This is a genomic window from Paenibacillus sp. J31R34, from assembly GCF_059383715.1.
This window is the reverse complement of the sequence record NZ_JBXENU010000005.1, coordinates 250,384-271,622: the sequence shown is the minus strand read 5'-3', so window position 1 is coordinate 271,622 and position 21,239 is coordinate 250,384. Positions and strand designations below refer to the sequence as shown.

Genomic DNA, 21,239 nt, shown 5'->3' with positions numbered 1-21,239 from the left:
GCTCATTGTTTTGTCACTATTGTCTATCATTGTACTACAGATGAGGGCTCCCGCACAAAAGAAAAGGCTGCTGGTGGTCGCTTACGCTCCCGCCAACAGCCTGATGATTTAACCAAAAGAATTAAGAAGAATGATTAAGGTAATAAGTGCTAATCTCTCATATCAATATAAAGCTGGTCTTTCAGCTGCATGTCGAGAACCGGGAAGCGAACCTTCCACTTATTGTCGCCAAGCGCCGTCACTTCATTTTCCGCAAAGCCACGCGGCTGGAACCCGAATGTACGGTCGAAGGAAATGATGACTTGAATCGTCTCGCCCGGAAGCATGCGGTTCAGCTCATGGCCGAGGTTAATGGCCCAGCTGCGAATATCGTTAGCGGAAGAACCGCCATAATACGTGTAAAAGCGCGGATCAATATCTGCCGTCAGCACGATCCAGCCCTGCGAATCCCGCTTCACTTCCCAATTGCTGAAGTCTGCTGTGCCATCGCCTGTCGATACGGAGCCAAATTCTTTCTTCATCAGCGATGTGATCGTTTCCATCGAAGCGCCTTTCAGCGTATCCGGCAAAATCGCTGGCAGGAACTTCACGTCCTCCTGCGGGCTTTCCGGCAGCAAGCCCATCAGCAGGCTCGCGTGGGCAACCGATACAGCAAAGTTCAGGTCGGCCTGCGATGTATAGCCAGCGGTCGTAATGCCGACCAGATCGCCGTACTCATCGAACAGCGCTCCGCCGGAGCTGCCGTGGTCGATTGGCGCACTTGTCTGGATATAAGTGAGGCCATCTTCGTATGAAATGTTACTTACGAGACCGTCAGATACCGTATTCTGGATACCGAGCGGGCTGCCGATGGCTACGACTTTATCGCCTTTCTCTGGAACCGTATAGCCAACGCTTACTGGCTCCAAATACAGCGACTCATCCGTCTGAATAATCGCAAGGTCCGAGCTTGGGCGGTTGACAACGACGCCTTGAACCTTGTATTCATCGCCATAGATTGACGTAATCGTTGCCGAGCTCGCATCCTCAATAACGTGATTGTTAGTCAAAATCCAACGATCACCGATAACGACGCCGCTGCCAAGCGCTTTATTCGTAGTAATCAATACGACGCTTTCGTCGTTTTGCTCAACGATTTCCTTAGGCGTCAGCTTTGTACGGTCATCCTCAGGCGTCTCCTCGTACTCCTCGTAAGTCTCTGCCCATTGCTGTTCTATGGAAGTAATGCGAACGGCTTGCGCCGCGTTATCCCATTTCACTTTGGCGCCAAGCGCCTCGGCCACGAAACGGGTCGGTACGAAGGTGGTGCCATTTTTCACGGCAGGGGCTGCATCAAGCTTAACGGTGTTGCCGTCAACAACCGCTTCTTTCTTGCCTACGGTCAGTGATACCGTCGTTGTGTTTTTGCGTACGATAATCGTCTGTGTCTTCTCCACCCAAGTGATGGAAGCGCCCAGCGCCGTGAAAATCTGACGCATCGGCACGAACGTCACACCGCTTTTCACATAAGGAGCAGTTGGTAGCGAAAGCTTGCTACCGTCAATATAGACTTTAATAGCCTGCGTCGTAGACGCTGCTGTCGTAACAGCGCTTGCAGCAGAAGCCGTCGAAGTCGTTCCAGCCAGCGGCGACAGCAGCAAGCCAGTAACGAGCAACGGGGCTAGCAGCGTTTTTGCTAGTTTTGTTTTCACGTATGTATTTCCTCCAAATTTTTGTCGATTACCTGGGGCGTATTTTATTGATAGATTGAGTCCCGTCCGCAAATGATAGAGACACCAAAAGAAAGGCGGAACCTAGCCAAACAGATACTCTCATGGTACCATTTTCTGTTGTTGGTTGTCTATTGGAATGGGAGTAGGGTCTGAGAGATTTGATTAATTCCATCCTTAAACTTAAAATATCAAGCCAAAATAAAATAACGCATGCCAATTGAGCATTGGCACACGTTATTCTCATCGTTTCTTCTCCTATATAGTTGACAATGTATTATTTTAAAATCATCTTACTGCCTTTTTATTTGCAGTACTTCTTCCCAAATAACCGATTTATCTTTATATTCATACGAGACCTGCACTGAAGCTGTTGATTTATTTGTAATGTTCTTATTCTCATCATAATAGTGAATAACTAATCGGTCGCCTCCATGGGGACAATTTTCAGTAATAATTTCTACTGCAGGATCATGTGTTGCATTATCATTCTTTTTCCCTAATGCATCTACTAGCTGATCAAGTCCAGTTTCCCTTCTAAAACTCCATTGCTTCTCCCGACTTTCTGGTAGCTCATAATCTTCTATATCCTCATACAGAGTGATTTGAATGCTCCCATTTGGAAGCTCTTTATTCTCATAACAGTCATTAAAATCGCTAAATAATATTTTTGGTAAATAGACAAACATTTCGTCCCCATACCACATTTTCCAACAAGCTCCAAACCATAAACCCGCTCGATAATAAGAATATCCTGGCAAACACTTTTTATCGATCTCTTTCTTATTCTTAAACGACTTGCTATCTACGATAATAAGACCTTCTAGTGACCTTCCTGCTCTCTCGTACCGAGAGATATCCACCGTTTTCTGCCAAATAAAATCTTCTGTAGAATGAACAAATCCCACAGACCCATTAGCATCATTAAATAGTTTTTCCAATTTATCCATTAACTCAGGAATTCTTGACACTTCAATTAATAGGGAAGCATTAAGCGTTACATATTCACTTGTGTTCGAAATTCCCACATGATTACGTTCATAATCAAAACCATTAACTATGAAGTTCCCCTTTCCATTCAAACTCCTCTTTAAAAATTCCTCGAATTTTGAATAGCTATATTTGACAGTCTTTGAATTTGAGTTGCCTGATAGTATCATATGTTCATAATCCAATTTGAATAGTTCATTAAACCAATAGTGCATATTAATTTCATTCAGATTACCACATTTGAAATATTGTGCTATAGTAATTTCCGTTTTTCCCATCTAGAACTCCTCCACTCTTATCTGAATTCCTCCACCCATTTTTTCCAATTCTTCAATATTAACACTATCAACGTAGCCTTTGGGTACTCTTATATCAAGGGTACGATTTTCAAGTGGAACATACACACCATTAATGGTAACTTTTAGATTCGATAACGCACTTACATAAACACCGAGTTTATTCGTTAAATCTTTTTCAGAATATAAACGAGGATCAATCGTTTTTAAACTAACAATTTCTTGATCCTTTTGGAAGTCTATCACTGGAAAATATCCGTTATTTTCTTGACCTATATTATACCAGTCCTCATAATCTGTACGAGCAAGAAAAGCTTCAATAAAATCCCCTCTAGTAGTAGCAGTCCAATCCCATACAAAACCAGAATAATACTGCTGTTCGCTGTCTTCAATTAAATATTCTACAAATGCTAATATAAAAGTAGCTCTCTTCGATCGCTTAGCCAGCCCTTTTATTTTTCGATCTACATCAAGCCATGAGTCTCTAATATTAAAATTCAACTTAGAGAAATAGTCTTCATAGTAATCATCTATTATTGGACGATTTCCACTAGGATCAGTATATCTTATAGGATTATTATTAACATACGTATACAAATTTAAACTCAGCGGATTATTAATCTCCCCTTCATACGTATCCTCATTAATAAACCGACCGATACTTGGATCATAATACCTTGCCCGAAGATAGTAAAGACCACTCTCTTCATCATATACTTCTCCAGTGTACTTAAATGGGTTGGACATACCCTCCGTCTGCGAAAGTATATTTCCCCAGATGTCATAATCATAAGAATTAATGGCAATGCCACTATCATTCGTAATTCTTACTACATCCCCATGACCATTATACGAATAGTATCCTTCTTTTCCTGATACATAGTCATGTCGATACAGCAACTCGTTGCCCCAGACATTTCGAGCCTTTACGTTACCACTTCCATCAAGTTCTTCAATGATATGTCCATTTAAATAAACGTATCGGGTGGTTTGCCCATTTACTTTCTTCGTTGCACGAAGACCATCACCATAGTAGGAGTAGGATGCTTGCTTACCCGCTGAAGAGGAGTACGTTTTAAGCATGTCCAAGGCGTTATAAGTATACATCGTCGTTTCCTCTGTTAGTTCAGGTGTATTTCCACTCACCGTCAACCGATTGCCGCGCTCATCATACGTATACGTACGTTGTCCTTGCGCTGTATTTTCCTCTTTAATGCGATTAAGCGCATCATAACTGAATGCCTGCGTCGAGCCATTTCGATTAATGCTGGTAATGTTACTAAAACCATCATATCCAAAGGTCTCATTCCAGTTCGATACGTTCCCTGGCGAAGTTTGATTGTATGACTTCAATTCTCCGAAAGCATTTGTTTTTCTTTGCTGTGTTACACCATTCGGATACGTCAAGGTATTCGTATACTCATTTTGACCTATCGTATAGTTATATCCTACCGTTCCCATATCTGGTGTCGTTACCGTCAACAAACGATCCAAGACATCATAAGTATAAGATACTTTTTGATTATCTGGATACTTCAATGCAGTCATGCGGTCAAATCCATCATATTCCAGCCCATACTGTCGCCCTGCCACTGTTTGACTGCTCAGACGTTTCCATAGATCATATTGATAACCTAACGATTCTCCCTCTTTCGTTGTTGTGGCTGTTGGAAGACGCGTAGCCGAATCATAACTATACTGCTCCCAATAGGTTTCTGTTCCAGCCGAATCTTTTACGGATAATCGGCTTACCTCATCATATGGCGAGTAAGAATATTGATGCTTTTGCATCATTTCGTCAGTACGTGTATCCAACAATCCCGTATTCGTATACTGGAAGCTTTCTTTTTTCCCTTCTGCATTCGTCTTCGTCAATTGCCAACCGACTTCATTATATTCGCTTTGCTTTTGCAACTTATCATTGGTATACGTGGCAATAAGCTGACCCATGCTATTGTACACATAACGATTAACTTGGTTGTTGTTATCTTTCAAATAAATCAAATTACCTGCGGTATCATAACCATACTGTGTCGTTTGCGTAACACCATCTGCAATGACTCGTGTCTGTGATAAGGCTCCAAGCGGAGTGTATGTGTTTAACACCGTTCTCGTCTTTGCCCCGGCTTTCTCCACTTGCTTTATCACTCTACCTAAACGATCCTGATAATTCCAGATTTCTTTCCCATCTGGACCTACCACTTTTGTAGTGTTTTGCAGGTAATATGCAGAGCCATCCTCCTTAGTCATTACGTTAGAGTAATAATAATCTGTCGCTTGCCCTATAGGGTCCGTTACTCTGCTGATCTTACCATTTTCACCATATGAATATTTCACTTCTTTATCTGCAGAGTCGTATGGCAATGTGCTTTTCAATAGTTTGCCTGCCGAATTCGTTTTATTCAACACAAGTACACGCAATGTACTCCCTACTATTTGTTCCTGTTTTTCTATATCGCCATAAGGCGTATAATACGTATTTACCTTCTCCCCATCAGGCTTCGTCTGTACAACTAAACGCCGTGCGTCATCGTACGTGTAATTCGTCGTTCGAACAGCACCAGGATTAGCAGCAGACGGTGTATAGCTTTCTGAAGCCATCCGACTACTTGAATCATAACTATACGTTGCTGTACTTCCATCAGGAAAGGTCTGTTTTTTAAGCTGATCCTTATTGTCATATTCATAAAGAACAACTAGCGGCGTAGGTGTCTTTCCTTTACCTAACGTGACATTCGTCGTTTCTTTAATAACATGTAAATTACTCGCATCATATTGCATATCCACAATCGTTTCTGTCGGTTGTTGATCATATTGACTACCCGAGCTTTTCGTGCGAATTCGGGTAGGCTGCTTGGAACTATTATAATTCAAATAGTCCGTAACCGTTTGATCCTGACGGCCAACCGCTGGCGAAGCCGGATCGCGATAGCTACCAAGCTGCGTTGTACGAAGGAGCGTGCCATCTGCGTTATACGAATAAGTTATTTCTGACTTCGTTAAACCATCTGCTGCTGTTTGTTTCTGTGAACTTATTTGATGATAGGGTCCGCCGTAAGCCATCTCCGTTTTATTCCCATAAGGGTCTTCCTGAGAGATCACATATCCAAAAACATCATATTCCGTACGATAAAGCGTTGCGTATTTATCCAAATTGGCTGGCAATGTACGATCATTACCCGATCTCAAGAATTTATCTATGTCTGACTTATTATCATTTCCAAATACTTTAGTTAAATACGGTTTGTTTTTTCCTGGGTCATATTGATAGGCTTGATTTTCCACGAAAGAAACACCATATGTGTTCCCTTCCTCATTGAAGTTCAAATAGTTAAAAAAGCTAAGTTGCCCTTTACTCTCATTTACAGGTACGAAGGAGCCTTTTCCTAATGGTCGATAAACAGTAGTACTACTTTCGCTATATTCTCCTAAATCAAGAGAGATAGACACTGAAAATTCAGGACGACGGAACTCATTACTATTTTTCAATCGAAAATTTTCTACAATGCCGCCCGTTTTAGGTGTCGTCCATATTTCCTGTGCATAACTTGAAAACCTAGCCACATTCTGTGTAAGAAGCTTCTTTTCTCCAGCTTTATTAGTATAGCTATAATACACATTCGTTACCGGGTGATACCCAATATAAGTGAGGTTCCATGGATCGAGATACAATCGCATTGTCCCTCTTTCCGATTCTCTATTATAACCGTTTGTTTCTTTAAACCAAGCCCAATTATATGGACGATATTTATATTTGATTTCTAAACCACTATTATCCGTAATTGTGTCCAACAAGAGATAATTAATTTCACCATGAACGTCATTATCCCGTTTGATAATTAAACTGGATTCTGCTCCATTTAAAAAATCCAGAACAGGTTTACCATTTTCCATAAGATACATATAATCATCTTCAAAGTTAAAATCTGCTCGGGTTACGAGACCCGGTGTCTGATAAGTGTAAGTTTTCAACGTCTTATTCGCTAGAACATCAACCACACTCGTAAGCTTACTAAAAAAAACACTTCTTGGATTCTCATCATTTTGATATTCTTCAGCAGTTCCGAAAACATAAGTCCTTGCTTGCATAACGGGATTATCTGTCTCCATATTATACTTAATTTTGTGCGTTAGATTTCCTTGTGGATCCGTTACAGTGAAACCTTGGGTACCGTATGGAGGCACACCTAATGGACCATCCGTCTGAATTTTTCTTCCGATAGTGTCTGTAATGATGATTCTATTGGCATGTTGTTGATAATCATAGGTTATTTGATCACCAAGACGATTACTTTTGGTTAAAATTTGCCCATCCCTGTTAAACGTATATGTGATTTTATCATCTAGTACCAAACTATAGCCCGTTCCATTATAGAAATAAGTAACATTACTGTATGGATGATTGTAAGGCGTTGTATCATTCCCTCTGAATTCATATGAAGATCCATCATCTAAATCAAAGGTAATCGTATCTGTTGTAGAATAGGTAGCACGATTATAGAAGTTGATATTGGAACTCGTTTGTGCCGAGGCAATCGTGGCACTAATCGTTCCCTCCGTCATTTTAGGAATATTGAGTGACCAGCCCGTTGCAATAAAACCCAGATTGTCTCCATAACCATAATCATAATAACTTGGGTAAGGAAAATTTCCCATACAATCCGATAACATCGTTTGAAAAGTCACATTATCTGGATCGCATACTGGATTAGACAGATCTCCATCTAAACTTGGCTGCATGATTTTAGCGTTCAACGAACTGTAACTACGAACCAAACTGAAATCCAGCCCATTTCTTCCAGGCAAATATAAATCAACGTCTCTTTGATTGGCTGTTTTATAAATCGGATCTACATTAGAGTCGGTATTAGCTTTATATTTAAATTCACTATTTTTCTCTGTAAAACGAAAGCTATTTCCTGTATTCGTCGTTGACAATTTACCGCTCTTTTTAGCATTACTGCTGTAAGTAGAAGCCGTTGCGCTCTCATACTGTTCTACAATGGCTTCTAATATCGGATCCCCGTTCGTTTCAATAAATGGGGCTTCTGCTTTAACGTTCTGTTGAGCTAATATTTCCTCATAATTGTGATCATAATCATATTGCTTCATCGTAACAGGAGTTACTTCCCTTAATAGCACTTGCTGACCTTCAGTAAGTTTATTAATTAAAACCGGAAGATCTTCTTCAGTCATATCTAATACTTCAAAAAACTGCTCTGTCTCTAGCAGAGGCGTTAGTTCTGTATAGAAATACACAGCGAGTTTCTTCATTTCCAGCGTATACTGCTGGGTAATGATCTCCACTTGCTCCTCTGAAAAAATACCCCATTTTTTCTCATATACCGACTCGTCGACAGACAATTCTCCATCCATTAACGGATTTTTTCCGGGGACGTAAACGGATCCTTCTACAGTAAGGGCTGATATATTATTTTCCAATTTAGCATATGCAACAGGGCTCCCCATTTCTGCGAAAATAGATAATAACAAGCTAATGATTAAAAAATAACTTATGACCTTCTTCAAGTTGACCGATCTCCTCTATTTATCTAGTAAAATGATAAAATCATCGATATAAAAGCTGCTCGTTGCGTTGTTGCTTTCTACGTATAAGGACAGATTTTTTGCTGCAATATCGCTATATTTATAAGTCCCGCTAATAATGACCCATTCTCCATCTGTTACCGTTCCTGCACTAACATTTTCATAGAAATGCGTGCCGTTCGGTGATTCGCGATGAATTGTAAACAATAAATCTGATGGAGTAGTACCTGAAACCAATTTTACAGCTGCCTTGATTTGATATTTAGTATCTGGCTTAATAAGGCTTGCTATATCAAGGAGAGGGCCCTGCCATTGTGCAGTTCGATTTGTTACCTTCATGCTTCTAGCTCCACTCTTAGCTGTATCTCCCGAGACTTGAAGAGTAACTCCTTCTCCTTGAGCCGTCCAGCCCTGCAACGTTTCATCTTCAAAATCATGGCTTACGACAGGCGGGGCTTCTACATATTTCTCTACTTTAAACTCATCTAAATAAAAGCTTGCAGTCTCATTAGGGCTTTCCATATATATAATTAAATTTGCAATTGAACCAGTAAACGTGTATTTCCCTTCAAAAGTAACCCATCCATCTGTTGTCACGTGACTTGCACTAATATTATCGTAGTGGGAAGCACCACTCCCGTCTCCCCTATTCATAGTAATTAGAATATCCGAAGAGGTAGTTTCTTGAGGCAGCAGGAGCTTTCCAGAAATCGTATAAGTCACTCCAGGCTTCATATAACTGGATAAATCAAGAGCCGGCCCTTGCCAATTTGCGTTACGATTTGTTATTTTCAGACTACGGCTCCCCTCGCTTGCAGCCTCATTTGTATTTGAAACCAGCACTCCATCTCCCTGAGGGAACCAGCCTTGTACTGTTCCATCTTCAAAATTATGGATAAGTGGTGCCGGACCATCCGTGTAAGCTTCTAAGCTGAGATTATCAATAAAGAAGGAAGCGTTAGGACTAGCACTCTCCATGTATAAATACATACTCGTTGCCGGTTCATTTAATTGGTAAATGCCTTCAAGCGTGGCCCAACCTCCAGAAGTAACCATCTTGGTACTAATATTATCGTAGTAGCTGTTACCATCAGGCATTGTTCGATGAATGGTCATCATCACTTGTGATGCAGCTGCACCTTGTGGAAGACGTACAAATGCTTTAATTTGATAACTCTTTTGTGCCACTATATTATTTTTCACATTAAGAATGGGGCCGTGCCATGTAGCAGTTCGATTGGAAACTTTCAAACTTTTGTTTCCCCCATGTGCTGCCTCTTGGGAAGTATTAAGTAGCACCCCTTCCCCTTGCGGTATCCAGCCTTGCGCATTGTCGCCTTCAAAATCAAAGTATAAATTACCAGATGGGATTGTAGGTGGTACAGTCGTATCATCTATTCCTGATTTGATAAAGGTCTTGGATAATGTATTGCCGTTAGCATCATATTTAAAAATATATGAGCCTTTTTCCGAATCTAACTTAATTAATCTACCATTCGAATCATAACTATACTCATTTGCATGTTTAATATTATTAATAACCAACTGTGATATTTCTGAATAGTTTCCTACTTGATCCACTGCCAAAGCATATATAGTCGTGTTGTAATTAATATGGAACTCTTTCGTATACGGCTGCCAATTGCCATTCCCAATTCGATACTGCTTCTTTATTGAATCAGAAGAGTAATTAATAGTAACTGTATAATCATAAGCAGGCTCAGTCGGACTAATAGAAATAACGGGTTTAGTTGGAGGCTCTCTGTCAATATTAGAAATCTGTATGGTCTTTATTGACATTAGACCTGCTTTGTTTTTAGCATATATGGTATATGTTCCATTCTCATAAACTTGGAATCTATTATACAAACTTGATATTGGAGTTCCATTACCCGCCTGAGACATGTACTCAGCACTGTAATTACCTAAAGTATATTTTTGCTCTAATAAGCCCAGCGTATCTGTAATGTTTGTTGTAATCGTTATAGATTGAGCAAGTGCTGTCGTGTTAACACTTAATGCAATTTGAGGCGGGATTGAATTTTGAAAATAGCCTATACCTGATACATGCCCAAATTTATCTGCACCAACCGCTGCAATTCCTTCTGTTGTTGCTAAAGGGACTGTGTAGTGCTGCCACGCTCCTGAAGCGATACGGTATTTTTTATGAATCGCATTGTCAGGAAATACAATAGTAACTAAATCGCCACTCTTAGAAAGAGTCGGTGTAGCTACGGTGCCAGCTACAAGACTGTTTATGTTTACCTCATATATTTTTTGAATCGAACCTGTATTTCTGTACTGTGTCCAAGTAACAACTAAAATAGGCTGAGGTATTGAATAACTATCAATAACGGTTTTTATAGTAACGTTATCAATAGACATAATATAGACATCATAAACCTCAACTTCTTGCTTCGTATTCACCAGCGTATTGCTCCGTTGTACTCCATCAACATTAACGTTTATCCAGTCTTGATTATGACTAACACTAAAAAATTTTCCTTCGTAAACTACAGAGGTAGCAGCAAATGCGGCTTTTGGTGTAGATAATACAGATAAAATCAATAATGCACATAACATTAGGATACTTGGTGTTTTAAAAAATCTACTCATTATCTCAGTTCCCTTTCAGCTAACTATAATAAAACGCTGCTTTATCCACATAAAAAATCCCCGCAGCATCTGCTTCATTGGCTCTTAGTAAGAAATGCAGCTTTGCAAAACTAGCTTGGTTAGGCGTTTGCCCTTGATTTTCTAGCAACATATACTGCCCATTTGTTAATACAGCATCGGTTATATTGCTTGAAATAAAGTTTCCAGAAAAATCGTAGAAATCGATATATAATTGCAGCTTTGAGTTATAAAGCATCTCCACATTTACATGACCTGACACTTTATAGGATAGATTCGGTTTAACGATGAAGGTTTGAGAGATGCTATAAAATTCATTTTTAGGAATCCAAGAGCCCGCAACCTTCTGTGACTTACTCCCTTGATAAATTAGGGTGTGACTATTATTTGCTAACAGGCTCAGCTTTTTAATCAAGTTCCCATTTAAATCATATTTATAAAAGGTGTTTAATCGTTTTTCATTTTTAGCTTGGGTCGAATAATGAAGTAAACCTGAACTAGAGTAAATATTCATTTGCCCATCAGGCTGGAATTGATTTTTAATTACCTGATTAACCTCAATTGAACTTACAGGCTTCACAAGCTTCCAATCCTGAGCAACATTTTCCCCGAATTTTTCCCGTTCAAAATTTGCATTTCGCAAGAGGTTAGATTCCTTACTAAATCTCATGTCATCTACGAAAAATGTGCCTGCTCCATTGGTGCCTTGCGAACGAATAATGGCGTAGACACGAACAAACGCCGCATTTTGCGGAACTACTCCCATCGTTGAAACATGAATGTATTCACCTAAAGTTGTTGTAGGAACATCTACGATATCGGTAGATACATACGAATTAACACTCGAAAAATCCAATAACAGCTGTACTTTGGCATGCTGAAGAGTATCAATTTTAAAACGACCGCTTACTGAATAAGATTGGCCCGGCGTTACTTTTAGCGATTGGTGAATTCCGATAAATTCATTATTAGGTAATTGTGAAACCGTTATTTTCTGAGCTCGAAGTTGATCCGTTACTTGATTGGAAGCTGTGACCAACTCAAAGGAAGATTGAGCTCCCCAAGTGTAGGACCAGCTAGAAGCATTCATTCCAGTATTCATATTTCCTGAGTCCAGTAATTCAAAGCTTCCATTTTTCAATTGATTTTCCTCAGCTGCGTATTCAAAACTAACATTGTCGATATAAATGACACCTGCAGCGTTATTATCCAGCCCTCTTATTAGAACATGAAGGGTCATGGTTATTGCTTCTTCGGGCACCTCACCAAAACCTGACAATGTCCAGTAAGCTCCAGATGTCTTTACATCCAAATCCATCGTTTTGCTACCTACATAACGGCTTCCATTCATAAATTCTGCAAAAAGCTGCACCTTAGCATTTGTCAAAGATTCCACGGAAATTCTGCTGCTTATATTAAATGACTGTTTGGGCGTTACCTTCATCTTTTGATAAACGCTCACGAACTCATTTTTTGGCAGCTGATTTACAGCTATTTTTTGAACCTTTTTCCCATTTAATACGGGGTCTGTTACTAAAGAAAATTGAGAGGTGGCTGAAAACACGCTTGCCCATGCATCTGCTAATGGGTTGCTAGCTCCTGACTGTTTAAAATCAGAATTTGCAACTAAATTCCCCTCGCTTGTGTAAGCGAGTTTAATAGAGTCTACATAGATGGTACCTGCTCCATTGCTTCCCGTTGATCGAATTAGGGCATGTATACGTACAATAGAGGCTTTTTCAGGAAGGATATCATGACCAGATAGCGTTACATAGCCAACTGTGTTCGTTTGAGACAAGTCAAGAACAGTTGATGAAAGATAGGATTCGCGATTATAAAAATCAGCTTGGAGTTGAACTTTTGCATGGGATAAAGCTTCTATATTAAACCTTCCGCTCAATACAAACGGAGTACCAGGAACAACCTCTAAAGCCTGATTGACAGAAACAAAATCACCTGTTGATAAATTGGATACGGTTATCTTTTGAGCTTGCACTCCACTCGATACAGGATTACTGACTAAACTAAAATTTGCAGAGCCATAGCTCTCCCAGTTTTTAGATATTCCATTTATTCCTGTTACCTCAAAGTCCGAATTGACAAGTAAGTTCTCATTATTGCGTGTTAATAAAACTTCATTTACTTTACTCTGTTGATTAGCAAAAACTCCTGTAGGAATTGTTGTTACGATTACAAGCGACATAAAAAAAGCTATCACTAACCGTGTGAAAAAAGAATTTCTAGACATATGAACCCCCACCTACAGTATTAGAAAAATATTTCTACACCTATCAAGTTCTATAACATGGTAAATATTTCTCTCCCTCTAAAAGACCCAGAGATTAATATAACATGATCACATTATTTTATTCATCAGGAGATTTTGTCGAACTTTGTTTTAATATGTCGAAATTTAAGTTTGAAATAAAATTTATTACACTTCAAATGAGTTTATAGACGTAAAATTCATTAATTCAACAAATAGTAATAGCCCATGACTGTATCAAGTGGATGTATTTTTTGAATATAAGCAAGCCATCAGATCATCGTTCTCGCTTTCTGAAATAAGGCTAGTTTTATTTTTCTAACATACTCAGATGCTGCAGGCTCTTTGTATTCCTTAGCCCATCGTCTGCTATAGCACCATGATTCAGTGCAAAATCTAATTCATGCAGGATTTCATTAAAAGTCGGCTCAACTATTACTGGCGGAACAAATTCTCTCAACCTATCCATTACATCCATTTTAGTAGGTTTTGGAACTTACACAAACTATTTCACAGAATCAAAAAAATAACCTTGGTTTTTTCCCAAGGTCAAAGTTCTTTATTTATATCCTAATATTTATTCTCCGGAGTTGTTCCTTTAAGAGCAGTTCTGCGGTTTTTTTCTGCTATTGCTAAATCATTCAGCGCCTTCACTAATCCATAAATCCTTAAATTTTTCAAATGTATTTCAACTATCTATCGATTGATTATTACTTTACCATTACACTACCATTTTCTATCCCCAAATTATTATCAGCAGCATCATACGTATAAACATGTGTAATATAGCTACCTTTTTCATTATTATGTTGATTAAATGGAATCCACACTTTCCATGTGCCTTGTTTTACCTTCACCCCTTCACTCCATACTAAATCATCCTGTCCATTCAGATTAGTCCACGTTGGAAAACGGACTCTTGTTACCCGATCCCCTACACCATCCACATTGATCTCATAACCGCCTACTGCCAAATTTACTTCTTTTGGCATTCGCAAGCTAGTCGTATGTTTAACTGTTGTGCTGCTCATTTTCCAAAGTACATTATCTACGTAAATATTTGTTGTGTAGAGACCAATTCCGACATGCTGACTGAAAGGAATGGTCACCTTCCATACGCCAGCTTGAATTTTGGCACCCTCATGTGAAATAGCATTCTGATCCTGCGCTGACCATGTTGAGAACTTTACATTTGTTGCTGCGGCATCAATTCCATAAGCAATAATGTCATAAGAAGCATTGGAACTGCTCGTTTCATCCGGGGCTGCCACACCTTCCTTCACTTCAACTACACGATTTGCAATCCCCAATTTGTTACCAGCAGCATCATATGTATAAATATGTGTATTATAACTACCTTTTTCATAATTGTGTTCACTGAACGGAATCCACACTTTCCATGTACCTTCAGCTACTTTTTCTCCTTCACTCCACACTAAATCGTCTTGCCCGTTTAAATTGGTCCATGTTGGGAAACTAACTCTCTTGGCCATCTCTCCTACGCCATCTACATACACCTCGTAACCGCCTGCTGCAAGACTGGCTTCAGCTGGAATTCGTATACTCGTCGTGTGCTTGACTGTAGTAGTACTTACTTTCCAGAATGTATTTCCAACGTAAATATGTGTTGTATATAGACCTATTCCAATATGCAGGCTAAAAGGAATAGTTGCTTTCCAAACACCATTTTGAATTTTTTCACCTTCATGCCACACCGCGCTCTGATCCTGTGTCGACCATGTAGGGAACCATACAGTTGTTGCTCCAGCATCCACGCCATAGGCAAAAATGTCATAAGAAGCATTGGAACTACTCGTTTCTATGGGGGCTGCTACATCTTCTTTCACTTCAACTGTGAAATTGGAAATCCCCAATTTGTTACCAACAGTATCATAAGTATAAATATGAGTAACATAGATACCTTTTTCATAATTGTGCTCGCTAAATGGGATCCAAACTTTCCATGTGCCTTGCGAAACCTTCACGCCCTCACTCCATACCAAATCATCTTGTCCATTTAGAATTGTCCACGTGGGGAATTGAACTTTGGTTACTCTATCGCCTACTCCGTCTACATATACCTCATAACCCTTTGCTGCCAGGTTAGGTTCAGTTGGAATTCGGATACTGGTCGTTTGCTTGACTGTTGTGCTGCTTGAATTCCAGAGTGTATTTCCTACATAAATATCTGTCGTATAAAGACCAATCCCAACATGCTCATTGAAAGGTATTGTAATTTTCCAGATACCGCCTGTCACTTTTTCCCCTTCTCTCCAAACTGGAGCAGGATCTTGTGAAGTCGACGTTTTAAAACGAACATTTGTAGCATTGGAATCAATACCATTTACAATGATCTCATAGGACACATTAGAATAACTAGTTTCTTTAGGTGCCAATATAGAGGATACTTCTGCTTTACTTTTTGAAATCAGATTACCAGCAGCATCATAATTATAAGTGATTTTATATTGCTTATTACCATCCATTGTATATATAGCTATTAATCTGTTGGAATCATCGTACTCATAATAAGAAGAAGCCGCATAAATAGAATTTTGAGAAACAAATAAAATAGCAATAGATACGATCAAGCTTATAACAAATTTAAAATCTTTTTGTCTCTCTCTTTGATATACTACTTGGAATAAATTCAACATTTCAGCCCTCTCCTAGTAAAAAAATAAAATTATCCATATACAATCGGCTCGTCTCATTCTGTAATGCGTCTAGAAAAATAAGGTTCAGCTCATAAATGCCTCCTGCCTACTACTTAACTGACTATTATAGAAAATTAAATTTTTCATGCAGCTTATAATTTAACATAATATATATCTATCTAAAAGTTTAATTTAATACTTTAATCACTTTCAGATTTTATATTAAGTTCCTTAGATCTAACTATTCAAAAAAAGCCCACTCCACAAATTCATGGACTGGGCAATTTCTACTCTATCATGTCTATCTACCAACTATCCTACTACTTCAACCCAAAAGCCTGCTCCAGCTCCGCAATCCTCGACTGCTCCATATGCACAATAGCGCCAATATTTTTCGCTGAAATGGTTGCTTTCGCGCTGTATTCGGCGACCTCCAGACGGTCGAAGGCGTTCAGCAGGCTTTGCCCGGTGACGATGACACAGTCATTTTCGGCAATGACGATGGGCGTGTTCTCCTGAAAAAGCTGTGCCGCCTTCTGCGGCTTCGTATACAAATCTCCATACGGGAGCTTAGGAATATTCCGCAGCAAAATATAGCTTTCCGGAATCGTCCGCGAGTCCAGCAGCTCCTCCGTCACCGCAAACGCCATAATGTTGGGCGGATGGGCAATAATAACCGAGTTCACATGCGGCTGCGTTTCATAAATATGCTGGTGAAACTGCACCGAGCGGCTAGGCACCTTGCCCGCCTCCTTCTTCCCGCCGTCGATGCGTACGAGATCCGCTGGCTCCACATATTTACGGTCCTGATCATACGGCGTAATAGTGAAGGAATTTTCACCGACCCGATGGGAAAAGGTCCCCTGCGTGCTCGTAAACAGCCGCTGATCATAAGAACGCTTAATGAGCTTGCACATCTCCCGGCGTGCTTCCTTCTCCTCACTGCTGTAAAAGTCTGGTACGAACTCCTCCAGCAGCACCTCGCGCGTATCCGCCAGCTGTTCGGCCGCCAGCGTTACTGGCGTCCCAATCCGATTCGCCTGTATCTCCATCCGCGCGCAATATTCCAGCGTCTCGAATCTTTGAAAGGCTTCAAATAAATCCCGGCCGCCTACTACGACGCCGTGATTTTCCAGCATAATCGTGTTCAGCCCTTCGCTGAATACATCCGCTATATTTTCACCCAGCTCCGCGCTTCCCGGCAAGCCGTATTTCGCCATGCCCACCTCGCCGCAAATCAAATAGTCATTTGGCAGCAGACGGACATTTGGCACTTTACGCACCATGCTGAACGCCACAAGCGCCGGTGGATGTGCATGAACGACCGCCCGAATATCCGGCCTTCTGCGATAAATCATCTGATGGAACGGGTATTCGCTCGATGGCCGGTGATTGCCTGCAATCGTACCGTCCGCCTTGACACAAACGATGTCCTGACGCGTCAGTTCCCCCTTGTCGATCCCAGCAGGCGTAATCCAAAGATCGCCATTATCGTCCAAAATCGATAAATTGCCGCCTGAAGTCGTCGTCATGCCATAACCGTAAATGCGCTCCATCATCATGACCAGCTGATCGGAAGGATGTAATAAGGTGAATTCCATTTGCGTGTCCCCCTTTTTTGCGTTCAATATCTTTGTTTATATTGTATTACTTTTGTTTGTTTTTGAAAGTGACTTTTCTTACATATCAAAAAAAGAATGCCTCAGGCCCATAGATAGCCCCAAAGCATTCCCACTTTTCAATTGGAAATTTCATTGCTTATTTTGCCGATCCTCAATAGGAGTAACGCCAAAAAACATTTTATAAGCTTGAGTGAAATGCGAGAAATTGGAATACCCCACTTTGGCTGCAACCATGCTGATTGGAAGTGTTGTGTTCCGCAGCAGCGTTTTGGCCGTATTCATTTTCTCCGTTGTAATGAAGCTCTTCAAGGAGATATTCATTACACTTTTAAAAAGCCTTGAAACATAGTTTGGTGTCAGATGAACAGCTTCTGCAATATCCGTCCTTCTGATCTCATTTTCTATGTTGCAACGAATAAATTGGATAATGATATCTACCTGTCGCTGCGCTTCCTGCTTGGAGACGGATATACTCTGAAAATATTCCATCACGTATTTAATCAGATTTTCCATGTCTGCGACACTGGAATAAGAATGAAGCGACTTCTCAAGCCATTCGCTGCCTTCAAAAATATCATTGACCGAGATATTCATATATCCCGCCATATGAGAGATCAGCTGCATAAAATTCTGGTAAAATCGCTTTAAGCGTTTCGCATTTAAATCGCTTTCCTTAGACATTAGCTTAAGATAAAGCAAAACTTCATTTAAAATCAAATCTGGCGACCCTTTGCTGAGAAACTGATTCCACATTTGTATATCTTCAGCATTTTTTTCAATTTGATGGATCATTTTATCTTGATTCAGCATAAAGACATCATCAAGACCCGCCACATTGTCTTCCTTCATTTTTTTAAGCTCATGAAATCTCTTGCCCAGCATGGCAATGGAATGGGATGAACCGGAATAACAAGCAATTTTGCATTTAAAATATTTTTGCATAAATTCCCTTAAGGTATCCAATTGCTTTTTAAGAATCCAAGGACTGACTAATACGTTGTCACTGGAATATATAATACATAAAAAACAGTGGTCTTCCAGTGAAATGAGCAGTACCTGCTGGTCATATGCGTCAAAGTGCTCCGTAATAATATTCGACAAGGCATAAGAGAACGTGGACGCATCCCATACTCCGTAGGAACCCCCATTGCTTTGCATATCGATTAAAGATAAATACACCTGGCTGCTTTCGTTGATTTGTACATTAAAGCTCTTCATATCTGCCAAAAAGCTTTCGAGGCTTGTAGCCTTTTCGGAAAACCATTCTTTAAGCAGCGCCTGCAATATACGTTCACTGTTATTGAAAAGCAGCTTTCCGTAAGAGGAGTATTTTTCGCTCTCCCGTTTGCCCTTTACTTTTTGTATGGCCTGAACAATGGAAAGCTCAATATCTTCATATTTAGCAGGCTGGAGAATATAGTCCTGCCCTCCTAGCTGTACAGCTTCTTTCGCATATTGAAAGTTCGCGTGTGAGGTCAAGAACAAGCATGCAACTTCATATTTTTTCTCCTGCACCCACCTTAATAAGTCAAGACCGCTTTCTCCTGGCATTTCAATATCGCTAAGCATAATGTCGACAATCTGACTTTTTAAAATATTTTTTGCTTCAAAGGCATTGTAAGCCTTCAGCACCTGCTTGACGCCAATCCTATCCCAATCAATGCCGGAGTAAATGCCATCCACGATATGTGTCTGATCGTCAACGATAAGCACAATCATCTAAACCACCTCATCATGCTTGGATTGGGATATGGAATCGGAGCATGGAATGAATATATCCACACATGCGCCATTCGAATTAGAGAATAATAGAATGGCCTCTCCCTTGTATTGTAAGAGCAAGCGCTGCTTTACATTACTGATTCCTACATGCTGGGAGTCTGTTTCGCTGAGTTCCGAATTCAAGCGAGCTAGCTCCTCTTCCGAGAATCCCTTGCCATTGTCCAAAATAGTGATGTTGACATAGTTCATCGAATCACTTCTCAGATGTCTAGCCTTTACATGTATGATCAAGGGCTTATCCTGGTACATCCCGTATTTCATGGAATTTTCTACAAAAGTCAATATTGTAATGGGGGGTATCGGAAAATCATTTAACTCATTATCCACTTCTACCGAAAAATGAATGGATATGAATTGCGTCATCCGTTGCAATTTCACATACGTTTCCGTGTTATAAATTTCATCTGACAAAGTAACAAAGTACGGAGATTCCTGGAACATATGACGCAAATAACCTGAAAGCAACAGAATGATTTCTTGTATCTCTTTATAATTCCTGTTCTCGGCAAGCGCATACAGGTTGTTCAAACAATTTAAATAGAAATGTGGACGTATTTGTATTCTTAGATATTGCATCGTGGCAAGCTGTGCTTCAAGCATTTGTTCATACGTCTTAATTTTCAGCGATTTTATTTCATGGAGCATTTCATTAAACGTATCGCTCATTTGATCAAATTCCAATATGGGCGAATGATTGACCATGCTCACATCGAAATTTCCATCCTTTATATGATTCATTGTATTTACAAAGCCCTTAAACGGAGAGAAAAAGGATCTCTTCAGCAAATAATAACCTACTGGCACTAATAATATACAAAGGATAGAAGAGAACAGCAATGAAAGCTGCTTGCTGTCCATATTATTCCAAAAGCTCCGAATAGCCACAAGATATACCATTCTCAGTTCAGGAACTCCGAAATCGCTTTGAATGAAGAGGTAATTGCTGTCACCGATCTTCGTTGTATAATAAGGGTTTCCACTTTTTGTCATATTTAATGTAATCGTTTTATTATTCAAATATTGATCGGTCGTCAGTAACTGCATGCCTTCTGAAGCAAACAACAGTACATTGGGATTGGCCGAGCTGTCGACATTTAATAATTGGGCGGCTCGATTCAACTGGATGATACATACAAAGTAGGCCTGCTTGTATTCTAATACTCTTACAAGATAATTCTGGGCATTCAGCTCGCGCACAAACCACTTTGCAGGTACAATATCGCCCTCTTGTATCATTTCTTGCAGTTCGACGGTCAGCTTTGGGCGATCAATGGAATCGGTTTTACTTTGAAACTCGTTCCAAATAAGACCGTTAGGAGCCGAATAGAGAAAAAAACCGGTCACCAAATCATACATAGACATGACATTTTTACTTTTTTCCAAAATTTCATAGGCAGACAAATAAGCATCCAATTTCCCAACCTTGTAGCTTAGCACTTTAAAATTCGTATCGTTCGCTACAGTCGTGGACATAAAAGAATGAATATTGGATAAATTCTTCTCGAGAGATGAGGAATAAACGTGGAGCTTGCTTTTGTTTTCTTGCACGATGTTCGAGTTAACTACCGTATTGGCCGTATATATATTGTAAAAAAGCAAGCAAATCATAAAAGGAACGATCAACAAAAGTAAAATTAGAATGGTTTGCTTTTTATATGAAATTCGTGATTTTACTTTCATATGCATCCGGCTCCTCAAAGAGGTGCAGAAAGGCTTTACTGAAATGCCGAGCTTCA

General features: G+C 39.9%; 9 protein-coding genes. All 9 read right to left on the bottom strand.

From position 1 onward, the window contains the following. Window positions 1–149: 149 nt before the first annotated feature. The gene (locus AC50YG_RS16155) at window positions 150–1,691 is read right to left on the bottom strand and encodes a stalk domain-containing protein (RefSeq protein ID WP_494828042.1); all 1,542 of its coding nucleotides are present in this window, start codon (window positions 1,689–1,691) and stop codon (window positions 150–152) included. Window positions 1,692–2,002: 311 nt separating this feature from the next. After that, complete coding sequence (locus AC50YG_RS16150) at window positions 2,003–2,977, bottom strand: hypothetical protein (RefSeq protein ID WP_494828041.1); 975 nt, start codon at window positions 2,975–2,977, stop codon at window positions 2,003–2,005. Next, on the bottom strand, window positions 2,978–8,524 hold the full coding sequence (locus AC50YG_RS16145) for an RHS repeat domain-containing protein (protein WP_494828040.1): 5,547 nt from the start codon (window positions 8,522–8,524) through the stop codon (window positions 2,978–2,980). Window positions 8,525–8,539: 15 nt separating this feature from the next. Next, window positions 8,540–11,158 (bottom strand): carbohydrate binding domain-containing protein, encoded by a 2,619-nt coding sequence (locus tag AC50YG_RS16140; RefSeq protein WP_494828039.1) that lies wholly within the window; start codon window positions 11,156–11,158, stop codon window positions 8,540–8,542. A 19-nt stretch (window positions 11,159–11,177) separates the two neighbouring features. Further along, window positions 11,178–13,424, bottom strand: coding sequence for a hypothetical protein (locus AC50YG_RS16135; protein ID WP_494828038.1), 2,247 nt, complete (start codon window positions 13,422–13,424; stop codon window positions 11,178–11,180). A 728-nt stretch (window positions 13,425–14,152) separates the two neighbouring features. Next, window positions 14,153–16,099: a GBS Bsp-like repeat-containing protein gene (locus tag AC50YG_RS16130; RefSeq protein ID WP_494828037.1), complete on the bottom strand. Its 1,947-nt coding sequence runs from the start codon at window positions 16,097–16,099 to the stop codon at window positions 14,153–14,155. Window positions 16,100–16,419: 320 nt separating this feature from the next. Further along, entirely contained in the window at window positions 16,420–17,700 is a 1,281-nt protein-coding gene (locus AC50YG_RS16125) for a class II aldolase/adducin family protein (protein WP_494828036.1), read from the bottom strand. Window positions 17,701–17,850: 150 nt separating this feature from the next. Next, window positions 17,851–19,440 (bottom strand): response regulator transcription factor, encoded by a 1,590-nt coding sequence (locus tag AC50YG_RS16120; RefSeq protein WP_494828035.1) that lies wholly within the window; start codon window positions 19,438–19,440, stop codon window positions 17,851–17,853. Beyond that, on the bottom strand, window positions 19,441–20,916 hold the full coding sequence (locus tag AC50YG_RS16115) for a sensor histidine kinase (protein WP_494828034.1): 1,476 nt from the start codon (window positions 20,914–20,916) through the stop codon (window positions 19,441–19,443). It lies immediately after the preceding gene. Window positions 20,917–21,239: the final 323 nt, after the last annotated feature.